General features: G+C 65.4%; 19 protein-coding genes and 1 riboswitch. Of the genes, 10 read left to right on the top strand and 9 right to left on the bottom strand.

The annotated features are described in order from the left end of the window. Positions 1-239 (top strand): hypothetical protein (locus tag M9890_11790; protein MCO5177632.1); only part of this gene is annotated, 239 nt, incomplete at its 5' end. Between the two features lie 6 nt (positions 240-245). On the opposite strand, the gene M9890_11785 is transcribed toward M9890_11790, so the two are convergent. Beyond that, positions 246-1,073 carry an MBL fold metallo-hydrolase gene (locus tag M9890_11785; GenBank protein MCO5177631.1) on the bottom strand — a complete coding sequence of 276 codons (828 nt, stop codon included), beginning with the start codon at positions 1,071-1,073 and terminating at the stop codon, positions 246-248. 181 nt (positions 1,074-1,254) lie between these two features. Here M9890_11785 and M9890_11780 point away from each other — a divergent pair, with 181 nt between their 5' ends. The 4 genes from M9890_11780 (at position 1,255) to M9890_11765 (ending at position 5,358) form a co-directional block, all read left to right on the top strand. Continuing rightward, a complete protein-coding gene (locus M9890_11780) occupies positions 1,255-2,514 on the top strand; it encodes an amidohydrolase (protein MCO5177630.1) in 1,260 nt (419 codons plus the stop codon). 30 nt (positions 2,515-2,544) lie between these two features. After that, positions 2,545-3,633: an Ldh family oxidoreductase gene (locus tag M9890_11775; protein ID MCO5177629.1), complete on the top strand. Its 1,089-nt coding sequence runs from the start codon at positions 2,545-2,547 to the stop codon at positions 3,631-3,633. Between the two features lie 148 nt (positions 3,634-3,781). After that, positions 3,782-4,798, top strand: coding sequence for an asparaginase (locus M9890_11770; GenBank protein ID MCO5177628.1), 1,017 nt, complete (start codon positions 3,782-3,784; stop codon positions 4,796-4,798). Continuing rightward, positions 4,798-5,358, top strand: coding sequence for an HD domain-containing protein (locus tag M9890_11765; protein ID MCO5177627.1), 561 nt, complete (start codon positions 4,798-4,800; stop codon positions 5,356-5,358). Before M9890_11770 ends, M9890_11765 begins: the two co-directional genes overlap by 1 nt. A gap of 72 nt (positions 5,359-5,430) precedes the next feature. Here the strand turns inward: M9890_11765 and M9890_11760 are convergent, their stop codons facing one another. From M9890_11760 to fabF, 3 genes are all read right to left on the bottom strand, one after another. After that, positions 5,431-6,045: a thioredoxin family protein gene (locus M9890_11760; GenBank protein MCO5177626.1), complete on the bottom strand. Its 615-nt coding sequence runs from the start codon at positions 6,043-6,045 to the stop codon at positions 5,431-5,433. 1,048 nt (positions 6,046-7,093) lie between these two features. Next, a complete protein-coding gene (locus tag M9890_11755; GenBank protein ID MCO5177625.1) occupies positions 7,094-7,732 on the bottom strand; it encodes an urea carboxylase-associated family protein in 639 nt (212 codons plus the stop codon). Between the two features lie 7 nt (positions 7,733-7,739). Next, the gene (gene fabF / locus M9890_11750; protein ID MCO5177624.1) at positions 7,740-9,008 is read right to left on the bottom strand and encodes a beta-ketoacyl-ACP synthase II; all 1,269 of its coding nucleotides are present in this window, start codon (positions 9,006-9,008) and stop codon (positions 7,740-7,742) included. A gap of 220 nt (positions 9,009-9,228) precedes the next feature. Between fabF and M9890_11745 the strand changes: the two genes are divergently transcribed. Genes M9890_11745 through M9890_11735 form a run of 3 tightly spaced genes read left to right on the top strand, consistent with a single transcriptional unit; the run spans position 9,229 to position 11,417 of the window. After that, entirely contained in the window at positions 9,229-9,669 is a 441-nt protein-coding gene (locus tag M9890_11745; protein ID MCO5177623.1) for a hypothetical protein, read from the top strand. A gap of 40 nt (positions 9,670-9,709) precedes the next feature. Beyond that, positions 9,710-10,465, top strand: coding sequence for a ribonuclease III (gene rnc / locus M9890_11740; protein ID MCO5177622.1), 756 nt, complete (start codon positions 9,710-9,712; stop codon positions 10,463-10,465). Beyond that, entirely contained in the window at positions 10,449-11,417 is a 969-nt protein-coding gene (locus M9890_11735) for a ribose-phosphate pyrophosphokinase (protein ID MCO5177621.1), read from the top strand. The genes rnc and M9890_11735 overlap by 17 nt, the downstream gene beginning before the upstream one ends. Here M9890_11735 and M9890_11730 read toward each other — a convergent pair. The 5 genes from M9890_11730 to M9890_11710 all read right to left on the bottom strand — a co-directional run bounded on the left by M9890_11730 (position 11,414) and on the right by M9890_11710 (position 14,238). Next, complete coding sequence (locus tag M9890_11730; GenBank protein MCO5177620.1) at positions 11,414-11,854, bottom strand: hypothetical protein; 441 nt, start codon at positions 11,852-11,854, stop codon at positions 11,414-11,416. The two genes, M9890_11735 and M9890_11730, sit on opposite strands and share 4 nt — an antisense overlap. A gap of 11 nt (positions 11,855-11,865) precedes the next feature. Next, positions 11,866-12,087: a hypothetical protein gene (locus M9890_11725; GenBank protein ID MCO5177619.1), complete on the bottom strand. Its 222-nt coding sequence runs from the start codon at positions 12,085-12,087 to the stop codon at positions 11,866-11,868. Positions 12,088-12,200: 113 nt separating this feature from the next. After that, positions 12,201-12,986 (bottom strand): ABC transporter permease, encoded by a 786-nt coding sequence (locus M9890_11720; protein ID MCO5177618.1) that lies wholly within the window; start codon positions 12,984-12,986, stop codon positions 12,201-12,203. Further along, positions 12,983-13,915, bottom strand: a complete 933-nt coding sequence (locus tag M9890_11715) for an ABC transporter ATP-binding protein (protein MCO5177617.1) — start codon at positions 13,913-13,915, stop codon at positions 12,983-12,985. The genes M9890_11720 and M9890_11715 overlap by 4 nt, the downstream gene beginning before the upstream one ends. After that, positions 13,912-14,238, bottom strand: a complete 327-nt coding sequence (locus tag M9890_11710; protein ID MCO5177616.1) for a PLD nuclease N-terminal domain-containing protein — start codon at positions 14,236-14,238, stop codon at positions 13,912-13,914. Before M9890_11710 ends, M9890_11715 begins: the two co-directional genes overlap by 4 nt. Positions 14,239-14,490: 252 nt before the next feature. On the opposite strand from M9890_11710, the gene M9890_11705 reads away from it, so the two are divergent. Further along, entirely contained in the window at positions 14,491-15,270 is a 780-nt protein-coding gene (locus M9890_11705; GenBank protein ID MCO5177615.1) for an alpha/beta hydrolase, read from the top strand. A gap of 80 nt (positions 15,271-15,350) precedes the next feature. Continuing rightward, positions 15,351-17,144: a M3 family oligoendopeptidase gene (locus tag M9890_11700; protein MCO5177614.1), complete on the top strand. Its 1,794-nt coding sequence runs from the start codon at positions 15,351-15,353 to the stop codon at positions 17,142-17,144. A gap of 383 nt (positions 17,145-17,527) precedes the next feature. Next, a riboswitch (cyclic di-GMP riboswitch) is annotated at positions 17,528-17,609 on the top strand. This riboswitch is flagged as partial in the annotation.

Genomic DNA, 17,609 nt, shown 5'->3' with positions numbered 1-17,609 from the left:
GCACGATCTCCTTCGACGATCCCGAACTCTGCCCTCGAATCATCGATTGGGTGTGGATCCTGCGTCACTGGAAGGGGCCACGTCCCCCGAAGGGTGACGACACGATTGGCGTGCATGAGTATCTGGTCGCAGCAGTCCAGTTCCAGAACGCCGCCGATGCTTTTGTTGATCGTGCATCTGGCAGGATGTTCGGTATGGTCGCCGATCAACTTTTTGAGGCCGCCGCACGAATCGAATAGCGCGGGCTATGCCTTCTGCGCCGCCTTCCCGTACGCCCCTTCGCGCAGCAGGAAGTTGAACTCGCCCATCTTGTGGACATCGACCGGGACCTTTTCGGGGAAGCCGATGTCCCAGCGCAGGCGGCTGTCCGGCTCGCGGCCGGCCCAGACTTCCTCGAACGCCTCGTGGGCGAATTGCAGGTCGCTGGGCGGGATCGGCGCGTGTTCGTGGGCGGGGTAAATCGCCTGGAACTGGTCGGACATCTCGGCCAGCATCTTGATGGTGGTGCGGAACGCGGCGGCATCGCTGCGCGGCAGGAACAGCCAGCAGCCGCCGTAGTTGATCGCATCACCGGCGAAGAGCGTGCCTGTTTGCCGATCCAGGAAGCTGATGCCACCGGGCGAATGTCCGGGCGTGTGGAGCACCTCCAGCGTTCGTCCGCCGAGGTCGACGACATCGCCCTGATCGAGCGTGCCGGTCGGCTCACAGGCCGGGATCGCGGCGGTCTCCGGATCGAACCCTGACGGGAGCGACGCCCCCCGCAGTCGCTGCGGTGCGAAGAGCGGGCGGTACATCGCGTTCGGGAACCCGCGCTGGAGCGTGTAGACCTCCAGCGGGTGGATCAGGCGGCGCTCGAACGCCCAGGTGTGGCCGATGTGGTCCCAGTGGCCGTGGGTCTGGATGACCAGCGGATCGCGGTCGGAGAGCTGCCTGACCAGCGCCGCGAAGTCGGCGACACCGAGGCCGGTGTCGATCACCGCAACGTCGCGCTCGCCCTCAACCAGATACGACTTGACCCCTTCGGCGTGTAATGGCTCGGCAATGACGGTGATGCCGTCGCCGATCTGCCGCACCTGAAACCATTCCTGCTGACCCGCTTCCACAGCCGCCCTTTCTCGACGAACCTCGATCGTTCACCAGCGCAGTGTACTCGCTGGCGGCGGTAGGGAATTGCGGGATCGAGCAGGCTCGGCTATCGTCGCGTATCAAGGGGAAACCAACGGGAACGGATGTAGTGCGAGGGAGGAGCGCCAGGTGAGCGCTGGATACATGAGCGAGGATCAGGTCGCGGCGTTGAAGAATGCTGCCATCGATCGTGTCGAGGCAATTGCCGCAGAATTGTTCGGCATCAGCGACTGGATGTACGAGAACCCCGAGCTGGGTCACCAGGAGCGCGAGGCTTCGGCCCGCCTGATGGCGAAGCTGGAAGAGCATGGCGCGACAGTTGAGCGCGAGGCTGCCGGGCTGGAGACCGCCTTCCGGGCCAGCTTCGCTGCGCCGGTCAATGAGCCGACAATTGCGATCCTGGCCGAATACGACGCGCTGCCCGAAGTCGGCCACGGCTGCGGCCACAACATCATCGCCACGGCAGCCATCGGCGCGGGTATCGCGCTGGGCAGCTTGGCCGATCAGCTGCCGGGCCGCGTCGTCGTCCTCGGCTGCCCGGCTGAGGAATCGGCTGTGCCGGACGCTGGCGGCAAGATCCCGCTGGTCGAGCAGGGCTATTTCGATGATGTCGACGCCGCGATCATGATCCACCCCGGCACCGAGGATTTTGTGCCTTACGACTCGACGCTGGTCGCCTACGGCCTGCTATTCGAGTTCCACGGCAAGCCGGCCCACGCCGCGGCCGCGCCGCACGACGGCATCAACGCGCTCGACGCCATGATCCAGCTATTCAACAACGTCGGCCTGCTGCGCCAGCAGCTCCGCCCGGACGTGCGCATTCACGGCGTCATTACCCACGGCGGTGGCGCACCAAACGTCATCCCGCCGTACACTGCGGCGCGCTTCCGTGTGCGCGCCTCCGATCCCGTCTACGCCCGCGAGGTCGTCGATAAGGTTGTGCGCTGCGCCGAGGCTGGTGCCGTCGCGACCGGCGCGCGGCTGGAGTGGCGGCAGTACATCAAGCCGTATCAGAACATGATCACCAACCACGTTGTCGGCGACACGATCGCGCGGAACATGGTCCAGATCGGCATCGGTGGCGCGCGCGTGAGTCGCGACGGAGCCGGATCGACCGACTTTGGCAACGTCAGCCACGTCGTGCCGGCTGCGCAAGCGACACTGCGCATCTGCGGCGAGGAGTGCGGCTGGCATTCCAGGGAGGTTGCCGCCAGCACGATCACGCCGGAAGGGCATGAGGCTATCCTGCGCGGCGCGAAGATCATGGCGATGACGGCGATTGACCTGCTCTGTCGCCAGGAGGACCTGCGCGCGGCGAGCGATGAGCACGAACAGAACGCCGGACCTGTCCGCGACCGGCTGGCAGCGATCCCGGCGATTGGCGACTGACGAACAACGATCTGACGAATGGAGCGTGCTATGGCGGGATACGAGACGGAGGACGATGTCCCCCGCATACCGGGCGAGACGCTGCGCGACTGGGTCGTCGACATCTTCGAGACCTGCGGGCTGGCGCGCGAGGACGGCGAGATCGCGGCTGACATCCTGGTCGAGTCGGACCTGCGCGGCATCGAGTCGCACGGCGTGCCGCGGCTGCGGCGTCTTTACGTCGACCGCCTGCTCTCCGGCGCAATCCGCGCCGATGCCAAGCTGACCGTCGAGCGCGAGACTGCCGCGACCGTAACCTTCAACGCCAACAACGGCCTCGGGCCGGTGATGGCCTACCGGGCGATGGAGCGCACGATCGAAAAAGCGCGCGACGCTGGAGTCTGCCTCTCGACGGTCGGACACTCCGACCACTTCGGCATCGCCGGCTACTACGCGACGATGGCGCTGCGCTATCCGGGCATGGCCGGCATTGCGATGACGAACGCGACGCCCCTGATGGTCCCGACCGGCGGCAAGGTAGCGATGCTCTCGACCGCGCCGATCGCCGCCGCATTCCCGGCCGGCGAGCAGGACCCGTTCGTCCTCGACGCCGCGACGAGCTCGGTGGCGTGGGGCAAGATCGAGATCGCGCGACGGATGAACGCGAAGCTGCCGGACGGGCTGGCGGTCGATGAGCACGGCGAGCCGACGACCGACGCGTTCGCCGCGCGGGCGCTGATGCCGCTGGGTGGTGAGCGCAAGACGAGCGGGCAGAAGGGCTACGGACTGGGCCTGCTGGTCGAGATGCTCTGCTCGCAACTGTCAGGATCGCTCTGGAGCAAGGAGATTGCCTACTCGAACGCGCAGGGCCAGCAACCGGCCGACACCAGCCACGCCTTCATTGCGATCAACATCGAGGCGTTCCGGCCGTTGAGCGACTACAACGCCAGCGTCGACCAGGTGTTCTCAACGCTGCGCAATGCCGAACCCATCGCGAATGTCGAACGCGTCATGATCCCCGGCGACCCAGAAGCCATGGCGCTGAAGGACACGCTGGAACGCGGTATCGCCCTGCATCCCTCGGTCATCACCGAATTGCGCGAGCTGGGTCTGGAGCGAGGCGTCCCGTACCCAATGTAGGGGCGTATCGCTTACACCCGGCCAGATACGCACCACGCCAGCATTGGGAACTGGACGTGGGGGTGCTGTCATGACGGAATTGGGGATTTAAACGGGCGTATCGCATACGCCCCTACATGTTGAATGTTGATTGAAAGGACATAACAGCATGGACGATGTTCCGCCGGTTCTGGCGGAGTTGACGCGCAACGGTGTTGTGGAGAGCGTGCATCGCGGCTGGATCGCCGTGACACGCGGAGATGGCACGCTGGTGGCCGCCGTGGGCGACCCGGAGCGGGTGACGTTCCCGCGGTCGGCGATGAAGCCGTTTCAGGCGGTCGCGCTCGTCGAGAGCGGTGCGGTCGATCAGTTCGGCTTCAGCGAGGCGGAGCTGGCGATCTGCTGCGCGTCGCATTCCGGCGAGCCGCTACACCGCGAGACGGTGGCCGGCATTCTGGCGAAGATCGGCCAGCCGGCGACAGCGCTGCTCGGTGCGATCGACCCGGCGTGGAACGCCGAGCGCGAGCGGCTGGCTGCAGAGGGTGATGAGGTTACGCAGCGTCTGGCCCAGAACTGCTCCGGCAAGCACTCTGGGATGCTCGCTTCCTGCGTCGCCAAAGGCTATCCGACTGCGACCTACGACCACCTCGACCATCCGCACCAGCAGGCAATCCGCGCGATCGTCGCGCAGTTCTGGGACGTGCCGGAGGACGAGCTCGTCTTCGGTCTGGACAACTGCACGCTGCCGGCATTTGCCGCGCCGATCCGCAATGTTGCTACCGGCTGGGCGCGGATCGCCGACCCGGACTCCGCCCCGCCCGCGCATCGCGATGCCATCCGCCGTATCGCCGACGCGATGGGCAGCGAGCCATTCATGGTGTCAGGTACCGGCGGGCTGAACACGATCCTGATGGAGGTCACCAAGGGCCGCATCGTCTCGAAGGATGGCGCAGAGGGTGTGTCGTGTATGGGTCTGCGTGATCTCGGGCTGGGCGTGACGATCAAGATCGAGGACGGCTCGTTCCGTGCCCACGGCGTGATCGTCCGCGAGGTGCTGCGCCATCTCGACGCCATCACGCCGGCGGAGGATGCCGCGCTCGCCGCCGCGTTCAGCGAGCGGCTGGAGTCTAACCGCGAACAGCACGTTGGCGACATCCGCGCCGCGATCGACTGGTCGCAGGCCTGATGGCGGGGCTGGACCAGTACATTCCCGAGCGCGCCTGGTTCGACCGGCAGGCGCAGCGCGCCTATGCCGGGACGCACGGCATTGGCCACATCACCCGTGTGCTGGTCTGGTCCGAACAGATTGCCGAGCGGTTCAAGGCTCCGCTGCGCCGTGAGGAGCTGCTCTGGGCAGCGGGGCTGCACGACATCAAGCGCTGGGATGACGGGATCGACCCCGACCACGGAGCGCGGGCGGCCGAGTGGGTGCGGGACGAGTTCGCCAACGTCCGGCCAGACGCCGCCGGGATGCTCGATCTCGACCTCGTCGCCGCCCTCTGTCGCGATCATCAGCGCTCCGACCACCTGATTGAGGACTGGACGGACGAGCTGCGTGTCCTGAAGGATGCCGATGGCCTGGAGCGCGTGCGCATCCACGACCTCGACCCGCACCGTCTGCGGCTGCAAGACATATCGCCCGCCCTTGAGCCACGAGCCCGGGATCTGATGCAGCGCAGCGTCGCGCTCGGCAACACCGCCGACGCGGTGCGCAGCGTTGCTGAGGAGATGGGACTGTGGGTGTGAGGGATGCCCGCAAGCACCGAGGCTCGCCGGCAATCGCTGGCGAGCCTCGATGAAAACGAACGCGTACTGTGTTTAGTCGTCGGCGGCAGCGCCGGCGGTCGCGCCGCTGGTGATGAGCGCCTTGAGGTCATCGATGAAGATGCGGTTCCAGGCGTCCATGTTGCTCCAGCGGAAGTTGGATGAGTTGGCGCGCACTGCCTGGCGTGTCTCTTCGGACATGTGCTCGTAGGTGCGGTTCACGCCTTCGAGATGCGGGTTCTCCTTGGCAAAGCGCAGCGTCTCGGTTGCCATCTGGGCGGTGACGGCGGCTGGTCGCTCGATGAAGTGGCCCAGCTCATTCCAGTTGGCGTCGTGGACGACGAAGACCGGGATCGACTGATACTTGCCTTCCTTCAGATACGGCTGCATCAGGTCCAGATTCTCATCGCGCTTGAAGACGCGCACATCGACCGACGAGAGCTCGTTGGCCAGCTTGGCGACGACCGGCAGGAACTGGATGACATCGGTGCACCAGTCTTCGCCGAAGGCTGCGATCGAGATCGGGTTGGCATCGAAGAACGCACGATCCTCGTCGGTCACGGTGAAGGCGTCGATGTTCTCGACGAACTTCTCCTTGTTGACCTGCATGTCGTTGACGAACTGGTCAACGGTAATGCCCTTGGCGTACTGATCCTTGCTGATCGTCATAGGTTGGTATCCCTCCTCCGTGTGGACGAACCGCTCATGTCGCCGGATTCGGCGCCCACTAAGCCTAACTGTTTTCTCGCACGCCGTATTCCACAGCGGCTACGAACGGCGCGCAAAAAGGTGGGGCCGCTGGGACGGCCCCGGGTACAGGGAGGGAGGGAAGAGATGTTCTATGGTGAAGATGATGGTTGCGTGGTCGGCGTCGCGTTCCGCCGTCTGCCTTACCGGCGAGGGATCAGGCAGCGCACCGCCACTGACGTAGCGCGCATTCCACCGGTCCTCGACGACCGACCACCGCTCCAGCACGAATGACTGACACATCCCGGGAAGACGCATCCGTCGATTCCCACCGGACCATCCCGATGACGTCCGCCTGGCTTCCTCACACGTACACCGTGCCTCGAAGCGACTGACGACGAGCGCCTGATCGACAACGAACTGGAAATCCGCGCCGCTCAAGCCACCGCCGTCGGGCGGTGCCCTCCACCTTCTGGATCGCTCCGTCCGGTTCAGGGTGCTGTACGTACATCGTTAGAACGTATTGTACGTACACTTGTCAGGTTGTCAAGGGGTTTGCGAAAAGTCGTTTGCGGAGACCGTCATTCCGAGTGGGCAGTCAATGCCAGCATGTCGAACTGTCTGGCGCGGGAGCCAGCGTTGAACCCTGTCATTTCGAGCGCGCACGCGAGAAATCTCCCACCCGTTCGATGCAGTCCAACGCGGAGAGATTTCTCGGCTGCGCGGGTGCCCTCTGGGCGTGAAATGACAGAGGACGGGGTAGGCTGCCGGATCAAGCCGATCGCCATTGCTGGCAATGTCGAGCGGCTGGCTTGGCAACCTCCCCCTTGTCCTGTCATCTCGAACCGCAGTGAGAGATCTCCCACCCGTTCGATTCAGTCCAACTCAGAGGGAGTTCTCGGCTGCGGCTTACGTGCCGTTCATTCTGCGAACCGCTGTTCGCCTGCGAGCGGAGGCGTCGTCTCACGACGATGACAGCGCCAGCGCCGTCCCTACGAACGTAACGAGTGCGCTTGCGGGAGCGCAGTCCTCAGGCGTAGACGCGGACGAGGATATCGGTTGGTGCGAAGCCGTTCATCGCGTTCTGGTCCTGCGGGCAAGCGGAGACGACGGCGAGTGTGTCGACGTGTGCCTTGAGCAGGACCTGATCGTTGCGTCGCGATAGCGGCTCGCGGATATCCAGCTCGCCACGACCTTTGAAGGCGAGGTGCATGAAGAAGTTGATCGGGTCGGGCAGGCGGTCCGGCGCGATGTCGTAGCCACGTTCACGCAGGGCATTCACGAAGTTGTCGTGGCAGTTGCGGTGCCCCTCCAGCCCGTAGTCATCAACATAGCGACGGGCGTTGCAGGCCGGCAGCAGCATGTCGTGGCGGCCGACGGTGTCCTGAATCATGGTGAACAGGCGTTCGCGGCGATTCGAGTAGATACCGTCGTCGCGCCGCAACATCAGCGTGTTGTTTGCCGAGCGTGTCTCGGATACCGAGAGCATCTCGTCGAAGTCGTGCAGATTGAACATGATGACGCAGGCGACCTGCTTGCCACTCATGTCCGTGATCTGCAGGAACTGGTTCTCCTTGACTTCGAATGCCTGGGCTTTGGCTGGTCGCACTTGTGCGGCGCGGCGCGGCACGCGCCCGGCGAGCGGGTTGTCGGTACTGGTGATCGTCATTGAGCTGCTAGTTCCCCGTCCACTTGCCGAAGGCGATGCAGGCGTTCTGTCCGCCGAGTCCGAAAGAGTTCTTGATGGCGACGCGGATATTCAGGTCGCGGGCACCGTCGGCGACATAATCGAGGTCGCAGGCGGGGTCCGGTGTTTCGTAGTTGAGCGTCGGATGGACCCGACCATCGCGGACGCTCAGCACGGTCATGACGGCCTCAACGCCGCCGGTCGCGCCCATCATGTGGCCAGTCATCGACTTGGTGGATGAGATGGCGACCCGTTGTGCGTTCTCTTCGCCGAGCGCGCGCTTGATCGCGGCGGTCTCGGCGGCATCGCCCAGCGGGGTCGAGGCGGCGTGGGCATTGATGTAGTCGATCTGCGATGGGTCGATGCCGCCATCGTTGATCGCGGCGGTGATCGCCAGCGCCGCGCCGCGGCCATCCGGCTCCGGCGCGATCGGGTGGTAGGCGTCGGACGACGTCCCTGCGCCGAGCATCTCGGCGTAGATCGTCGCGCCGCGCGCCAGCGCGTGCTCCAGCTCCTCCAGCACCAGCACGCCCGCGCCCTCGCCGATGACGAAGCCATCGCGTCCGGCATCGAACGGTCGGCTGGCCTCTTCGGGCGGGTCGTTGCGTGGCGAGGTGGCCTTCTGGACGATAAACGAGGCAACGAAGAGCGGGAAGACGGCGTGCTCTGCGCCGCCGGCCACCATGATGTCCGCCTGACCGCGCCGCACGACGTCGAACGCATCGCCGATGGCTTGTGCCCCGGTAGCGCAGGCGGTCGAGACGGTGGCGTTGGGGCCGTGCAGCTTGAACGCCTGTGCGATGTGATACGAGCCCATGTTGTGTGGGAAGGTCGTCATGAAGTGCGGAGAGACGCGGCCATAGCCGCGTGCATCGAAGGTACGCGTCATCGAGACAATCGACTCCATACCACCTGCACCAGTGCCGAGCATGACGCCGGCCCGGGTATGGTCGTACTCAGCAGTGTCCAGCCCGGCGGCTTCGATCGCTTCTGCGGCAGCCACCAGCCCGAACTTCGCGTAGCGCGCGACGTTGCGGGCTGCCTTCGGATCGATCCAGGGCAGCTCGGGCGTGTCTTTGATCTCCCCGGCGATGCGGATCGGGAAGTCCCCGGTGTCCCAGCGTTCGATATAGGAGATGCCGGACGAGCCTGCCAGCGCGCGCTGCCAGCTCTCTTCCGCGCCGCGCGCCAGTGGCGACAGAGCGCCGACGCCAGTCACGACGACACGCCTCCGCAATGGCCCGGTCCCAGCTTCCATGCTTCTTGCCCTGCCTGTCACAACACGCGATCCCGGCGGGCGATCTCAACCACGCGCGGGATGTTCCAGAATGACACCTGATCGTACCAAACCACCTGCCACCACCGCGCTGAATTGGCGACCTTTCCGGCATGCTCTTATAATCGCCAGAGCCTGCTGCTCACGTTGCGGGTGGGTGGGGAATTCCTCGGCGTGGTCGCGAGAGCGATAAGGGGCTCCAGTGGCGGATGATGTCGGAAAGCTATTGCGATACATCGCCCGACACTACCTTGCGCGTCAGGAGGCCATCGAAATCGAGCGTGAGGCGACCGCAGCAGACCCTGCCGGAGATATCGCCGCCAGCCAGCGACGGGCTGCACGCGAAGAGGAACAGCGCGCCGACGCACTCGAAGATGCCTTTCGCGAAGGGCTGCGCCGTGCGACGGCCGCCGTCCGGGCCGGCGGCAACGCCATCTCGCTGGACGACCGCAAGCCGGACGAGGAGCGTCAGGCGGAGGCGATGATCCAGTTCCTCGTTCGCGCAGACCTGGCAACCTCAACCTCGCGCGAAACCGACCAGCACCGCTACATTTACACGATCGCTGTGGACTGGCCGGCCCTCGACCGGGTCGCCAAGAATGCGCGGGTGAACCTGCACGATATCCTCGATCATGCCGACTGATTGTCCAGTGCCGGGCGGTGCAGATATGAGCAGTGCGTCGTTGTCGCAATGGCTGCCGGACGACGATCGCGTCGAACGCGCGATGACCGCGCTCGGCGTTGAGTTCCACGATCCGGCGCTGTTGCAGCTGGCACTCGTTCACCGCTCCATTCTCAACGAGCAGGGGGCTGATTCGGCGGCCACGATCGTCGCCTCGAATGAGCGGCTCGAATTCCTCGGCGATGCGCTGCTGGGAATGATCACCGCCGAATGGCTCTACCGGCAGTATCCAGATCAACCCGAGGGCACGCTGACGTCCTACCGCGTTGCGCTCGTCCGGACGGAGACGCTGGCCGAATGGGCGACAGACACAGGGCTGCACGAGCTGATCTATCTCGCTCGTGGTGAGATGGGCGATGGCAGCGACATCCGCCCGCGTATCCTCGCCGGAGCGTTCGAGGCAGCGTTGGGCGCGATCTATCTGGATCGTGGCATGGACGTCGCCACGCAGTTCATGCTGGCGATACTCGATGCCGATGCCGACCGGGTCATGGGCGATAGCGAGACAACGAATTACAAGGGGCGACTCCAGGAGCTGATCCAGAATCGTGAAAAGCTCACGCCGGGGTACCAGACGGTCCAGGCGACCGGGCCTGACCATGCGCGCACGTTCGTCGTGGAGGCGGTGCTGGGAGATCGAATCCTTGGCACCGGCAGCGGCTCAAACAAACGAGCAGCCGAGCAGGACGCGGCGCGTGATGCGCTTGATCGCCTGGCTCTAGAAGGGATCGTTGAGACCGATGGCCGGCCTCTATGACCAGCTCACGATATTCAGCGGCACCACGAACCCCGAGCTCGCGGCAGAGATCTGTCGCTATATCGACCTCCCGCTCGGTCGGGCGGAGATCCTGAAGTTTTCGAACGAGAACATCTTCGTTCGGATCGGCGAAAGTGTCCGCGAGAATGATGTCTTCGTCGTGCAATCGCTGGGCTCGAATGTCAGCGATTCGATCATGGAGCTGCTGATCCTGATCGACACACTGCGGCGCTCGTCGTCCGGCCGGATCACCGCCGTCCTGCCCTATTTCGCCTACGGCCGCACCGATAAGAAGGATCAGCCGCGTGTGCCGATTACGGCGCGCCTGCTGGCCGACATGATCACCGTCGCCGGGGCGGACCGCGTGCTGACGATTGACCTGCACGCCGGTCAGATTCAGGGCTTCTTCAACATCCCGGTCGACGAGATGTCGGCCTTCCCGATCCTGTCGAACTACTTCATTGACAAGCGCCTGAAGAACCCTGTCGTCGTCTCGCCCGATCTCGGCAATACCAAGCGCGCGCGCAACTTCGCCGAGGCGATCAACGCATCGCTGGCCGTGATCGAGAAGCGGCGGATTGGCAACGAAGACAAGAGCGAGGTGCTGAACCTGATCGGGACGGTGCAGGGCTCACCGGCGATCCTCGTCGATGACGAGATCGACACCGGCGGCTCGATCGTTCAGGCGGCGCGGGTTTGCATCGAGAATGGCGCAACCGAGGTATATGCCTGCTGCACGCACGGCATCCTCAGCGGCCCGGCGATTGAGCGCCTGCAAGCATCGCCAATCCGCGAGGTGGTCGTCACCAACACGGTCACGATCCCGGAGGAGAAACGCATCAGCAAGCTGACCGTGCTCTCGTTGGGCATGCTCATCGGCGAAACGATTCAGCGGATCCACACCGGCGCGAGCGTCGCGCTCACCTACCGCTCTGTGGACGTGGTGCGCTAGGACGCGCTCGTCAGATTGATGATGCGCTGGGCGACGGCGCTGAGGTTCGGGCGATCACCGGCCAGCGCGGCGCGGACGACGCCGGTCAGCTCGATTGCGGAGGAGCCGACGACGATCGTCAGGTCGTCGTCCGGGAAATCGTCCTCGGGGTGGTGCCATTCGGCGAGCTGCGCGACCCGCAGGTATTCTCCGGCGAGCGCGGCGGCAGGTAGCACCAGTGACTCCAGTGTCGAGCGTGGCATATCGTCGTAGACGCTGGCGAGATCGACCAGCACCGAGAGCGCGGCGTCCAGGCGCTCGAACGCCTGCACAACATCAAGGCCGTGGACATTCTCCACGGCCCTGAGCGCAGTCATATCGGTATCGGTCTGGCTCGTCAGATAGTCGCGGAAGCGTTCGGCCAGTGCCGCGATCTGTTGCGAGCGTTCGTCGGACACAGGAGCGCCGACTACTTGCGGCGAGCCGACTGGTTCTCGGCCTTCTCATCCTGCATTGACAGCACGACAGCGACCGCCATGATGACGATGGTCAGGATGGTGCCGAAGGCGAGGGTGGCGTTCGCGCCGGCGGCATCGGTCAGCGCCAGGAAGGTGAGGCCGATCGTGATGCCGATCGCGAGCACAATGCCCACCGCGGCGAATGGCATGACTATCGGAAGCAGCTTCTGCACCAGGATTCCCTCCTCCGGCAACTGGACGGTAGCCACCCGCCAGGCACGTACTGCTGACGGTCTGCGCTCATCTTACTCTGACTGCGCTCAATTCGCCTAGCCTGCGTCCGCAATCAGCCGGATTGCGCCCGCCCGGCCAGCTCCGAGCGACCGAACCGTCGGATGGCGACGGCGATGGCGATGATTGCCAGCACGACGGTTGATGCGATCGCGCCAGCGATCCCGCTCGGCGTCCCCTCAATGACCGCGGCGATGCCGTGCAGCGCGCCGGCTGGTGTCCAGCTGCGGGCTGGCTCCCATAACGCCAGCATCGAGAGCACAGCGTAGGCGGCGATGCCGACTCCTGCCGCTCCGGCCTGCGCCGGAATGAGCGTCGAGAGCAGAGTCATCAGGCAGAGCATGCCAGTGGCCGCCACCAGCCAGAGCCCGATAACCGCAGCCAGCGTCCCGACGGGCGCTTCGCCGAAGATCGCCAGCGTCACCACCCAGCAGACGACCGCCGCCGGCAGCGTCGCGCCGACGAGGAGCGCGATGTTCGCCAGTACCTTGCTGACGATGAAGTCGCGGCGTGACACCGGCTTGGTCAGCACCAGAATCGCCGTGCCGGACCGCAACTCGCCGCCAACGATCCCGGCGCTGGCGATGATCAGTGCCAGCAGCCCGATCTGATTCAGTTGCGAGGCGAGCTGGCGGTAGGAATCGAGCGCCACCGGGTCCGGCAGCTCGATGATAATGTCGGGATTGCTGCCCGCCAGCGAGCGCACCAGGCCGGGCGTGATCTCCGCCAGAATCGGGCTGGTGATTGCGAGGAACATGAGGATGGCTGGCAGCACCCAGATCCGCCAGGTGCGACGGATCTCCAACAGCTCCTTGCGCAGCAGCACGCGCAGGACGGTCATCGGTCGTCCCGCTCAATCAGGTCGACAAACACCTGCTCCAGCGATGCCTCGATCAGCTCCAGCCGGCGCAGCTGCAGGCCGCGCGCGCCGATCTCACGCGGGATCGCGCGCATCGTCGTGTCGACGTCGGTGGTCGTGAGCGTCAGCCGCGCACCATCGAGCGTGTGGTCGCTCAGCCAGGCAGCGTTGGCCACAGCCGCAGCAATCGTCGCCGCCTCCTCAGGAGTGCCCAGTTCGACCAGCAGGCTGCGCGGACCGGCGCGCTCCAGCAGCTCGTCTATCGGCGCTTCGACGACGACGCGCCCGTGATCGAGGATCGCGACACGGTCGCAGACGCGCTGTACATCATCGAGAATGTGGGTGGAGAAGAAGATCGTCGTGCGGCCGGCCAGCCCTGCGATCATGTCCAGCACCATCTTGCGCCCGAGCGGATCGAGCGCGCTGGTCGGCTCATCGAGCAGCAGCAGCCTCGGTGCGTTGATGAGTGCTTGCGCAAGGCCCAGCCGTTGGCGCATGCCGCGTGAGTAGCCGCCGACCGGCGTGCGCACTCCCACCAGCCCGGCAAGATCGAGCAGCGCCGCAACGCGCTCGTGCAGCGTCGTGCCGCTCAGGCCGAACAGCTCGCCGCAGAAGCGCAGCAGCTCCTCACCGGTCATCCAGGAATAGAAGCCGGGCACGTCCGGCAGGTAGCCGATCATCGCGCGGACGGCGTCCGGCGCGCGGGTCACGTCCTCGCCGAAGATGCACGCCGTTCCGGCGGATGGGCGCGACAGCCCGGCGATGATGTTGAGCGCCGTGCTCTTGCCTGCCCCGTTCGGGCCGAGGAATCCATAGACCGAGCCGACCGGCACATCCAGGCTGATGCCATCCAGCGCCCGGTTCGCGCCGAAGACCTTGGTCAGGCCGCGCAGCTCGATGGCTGCGCTCACTGGCGGCGCTCCCCGTCCGGCCCGTAGAGCAGGTCGGCCGTCGACCGTGCTCGCTCGGCAGCCGACTCGGCAGCCGCAGCATCCTGCACCGGCTCGGAGACGGGCGGCGTCGTGCGCCCGATGGCCAGGTAGAGGATCGCGCCAATCAGGTTAGCGAAGATAATCACCAGCAGCCAGACCCAGCGCTTGCCGCCGGTGACCTGCTTCCGCCGCGCCAGATCGATCAGGGCATAGATCTGAATAGCCAGCTGGATGGCTGCAAGCGCCAGGATGACGATCGCGACGGCCATCGATACGCCGAGGGAGTCTGAGATCGACGACATGCGCGCTCCGTTCCCTTCGCTACCATCCGACGCGGTATGTTGGCGCAGATCGTAACAGGCGCGGGCTTCATGCAACATGATTGCGCGCAAACGCGGAACCGCCCGCCATACAGGCGGACGGTTCCAAGTGGGGTAGTGGGGGTTCACCCGACGGGCCTCACCGTCGTGTTGCCATTATATGACATAACATTCGCGATGACAGGTTGGCGTATAGGCGGTGTTTGCTGCGTGACTGCGCAGGGGAGGGCAATCGTGAGTATTGCGGCGGTCGATCTGCATGCTGAGGTGGTCGGCGAGGGGCCGGCGGTGTTGCTGCTGCACGGATTCAGCCACGGGCTGGCCTACTGGCGCGCGCAGCGGCCGGTGCTGGCGCAGACGCATCGGCTGATCCTGGCCGACCTGCGCGGGCACGGGCAGTCACCAGCGCCCGATGCGGCCTACGGCCCCGCCGAGCATCTGGCGGATGTCGTTGCGTTGCTCGATCGCCTGGACGTGCCTTGCGTCCACATCATCGGGACGCACACCGGCGCGAGTGTCGGGCTCCTGATGGCGTTGGAGCAGCCGGACCGCGTTGCATCTCTTGTATTGGAAGGCGCGGTCATTCCGGGTGCGCCGCTGGCGTCGGTCGATGACGCGCTGGCGCGCGAGCGGAGAATCGCTGCCGAGCAGGGGCTGGATGCCGCGCGAGCCGACTGGTTCGATCTGCCGTTCTTCGACGGTGCCCGGCGCGGTGCGGCGGCGGACGAGATGCGCGCGCTGATCGCCACGTTCTCCGGCGTGCCGTGGCAGGTCGCCCACCCGCCGCAGCCGGTCGGCCCGGTCGTCGAGCGCTTCGGCGAGGTCCGCCAGCCGGTGGCGCTGATCAATGGCGCGGACGACCTGCCCGAATTCCTCGACACCGCCCGACTCCTGGAGCGCAGCTTGCCGAGCGCCAATCGCTACGTCATCCCCGATGCCGGAGGCTTCGCCGCGTGGGAACGGCCGGAGGCGGTCACTCCGCTGCTGGCGCGGATCCTGGAAGCATTTGACTGACCCGTCGCTGAATGCCGTATCCTCTGCTGCGTGCGAGCAACGTTCGCTCGGACCAGACTCGACGAGGAGGGAACCGGTCGATGACAACGCAGCTACCGCATTGGGACATGTCCGTCGTCTATCCAGATCTGCAATCTCCGGAGTTCGAGGCTGGTTTCCAGTCGCTGGTCGAGCGGACCGACGCACTGACGGCGCTGTTTGATACGCACGGCGTCGGTGCGCAGCCCGCTGCGACCGCGCCTGATGACACGGTGGCGGCGGTTGAGGCGGTCGTCACTGCGCTGAATGACCTCGTCGATTTCGCCTCGACGCTCGGTGCCTACGTCCACGCGTTCGTCACGACCGACACCCGCGACGCGGTGGCGCAGGGTGCCAACTCGCGGCTGGAGCAGCAGTACACCCGCCTGTCATTGCTGGAGACGCGCTTCACCGCCTGGATTGGCGCGCTGGATGTTGACGCGCTCATCGCGGGCTCCACTATCGCCGCCGACCACGCATTCGCCTTGCGCCAGATCGCGCGTTCGGCGCAGCACCAGATGTCGCCGGACGAGGAGTCGCTGGCGGCCGAGCTGAGCCTGTCCGGCTCGGCGGCCTGGACGAAGCTGCAGGGCAACGTCTCGTCGCAAGTGCTCGTGCCGATCGAGCGCGATGGGGAGACGGTCGAGCTGCCGATGAGTGCGGTGCGCAATCTGGCCTACGATGCCGACCGCGATGTGCGCCGCAGCGCCTACGAGGCCGAGCTTGCGGCCTGGCGGCGGGTCGACGTGCCGATCGCCGGCGCGCTGAACGCGATCAAGTGGGAGTACGCCACGCTGGCGAAGCGGCGCGGCTGGTCGCCGCCGCTGGCGGTGTCGCTCTTCGACAGCCACATCGACCAGCAGACGCTGGATGCGATGATGACGGCTGCGCGCGAGGCGTTCCCCGACTTCCGGCGCTATCTGCACGACAAGGCGCACCTGCTCGGGTTGGAGCGGCTGGCCTGGTACGACCTGTTCGCCCCGGTCGGCGCGAGCAGTCGCACCTGGAACTGGGACGCCGCGACCGCCTTCGTCGTCGAGCGCTTTGCCGGTTTCTCGCCGCGCATGGGCGCACTGGCCGAACGCGCATTCAGCGAACGCTGGATCGATGCCGAGCCGCGCGTCGGCAAGCGTGATGGCGCCTACTGCATGCCGCTGCGCCGCGACGAGTCGCGCGTGTTTGCCAACTTCCAGCCGTCGTTTTCCGGCATGAGCACGCTGGCTCACGAGCTTGGCCACGCCTACCACAACCTGAATCTGGCCGGGCGGACTGCGCTGCAGCGCGAGATGCCGATGACGCTGGCCGAGACCGCCAGTATCTTCTGCGAGACAGTTATCCGCGATGCCGTGCTGGCTGAGTCGGACCGCGCCGAGCAACTGGCGATTATCGAGGCGTCGCTGCAGGGCAACTGCCAGATCGTCGTCGATATCACCAGCCGCTTCCTGTTCGAGCAGGCCGTCTTCGATGGGCGGGTCGAGCGCGAGCTGTCGGTTGCCGAGCTGTGCGACGCGATGACGACGGCGCAGCGCGAAACCTACGGCGATGGTCTGGACGATGTGGCTCTGCATCCCTACATGTGGGCGGCCAAGCCGCACTACTACAGCGGCGGGCGCGCCTTCTACAACTATCCGTATATGTTTGGTCTGCTCTTCGGGCTGGGCCTGTATGCGCGCTATCGGCAGGATCCGGCTGGGTTCCCCGAGCGCTACGACGCGCTGCTGTCGTCGACCGGCCTTGCCGACGCCGCCACGCTGGCGGCGCAGTTTGGCATCGACCTGCACGCCGTCGACTTCTGGCGCGCCAGCCTCGACATCATTCGGGGCGATATCGAGCGGTTTGCGGAACTGGTTGGGTAGTCGCGACCTCGACGGCGCAACGTAGGGGCGTATCGCATACGCCCGTTTTGCTCACCGACCTGTCCGGCCAACAGGCACGGTGTCTGCGTGGCGGTCTTCTCTTCGGCGGTGTCCGTCACCCCGCGCCACAACATCGCCCCAAAACACAGGACACCCTCCCTCTCCTCCAAGGAGAGGGAGGGCCGGGGAGGGTGAGGTCCCAATTCTCAAGATCTCACGAAAATTGACACAGACAGGGATTGCGTACAGAGCATTTGTCTGCTACGCTATCTGCGGTTGACACGAAAAACCGATGTTTCGGCTCATGACTGCCACGCTGACGTCCTGCCGAGTGCCGGATTCCAGAGCTGACAGAGGCCGGAGCGGCCGCTTCGGCGGACACAACTGAATATGGATGCAATGATGCGCTGACCCTGATTCGGGCACCTTGGGCGGCGAAGAGCAAGTGGTGCGACCGGCCATGAC

This window comes from Thermomicrobiales bacterium (assembly GCA_023954495.1).
Classification (GTDB): Bacteria; Chloroflexota; Chloroflexia; order Thermomicrobiales; family CFX8; genus JAMLIA01.
This window is presented reverse-complemented; position numbering and strand designations above follow the sequence as displayed.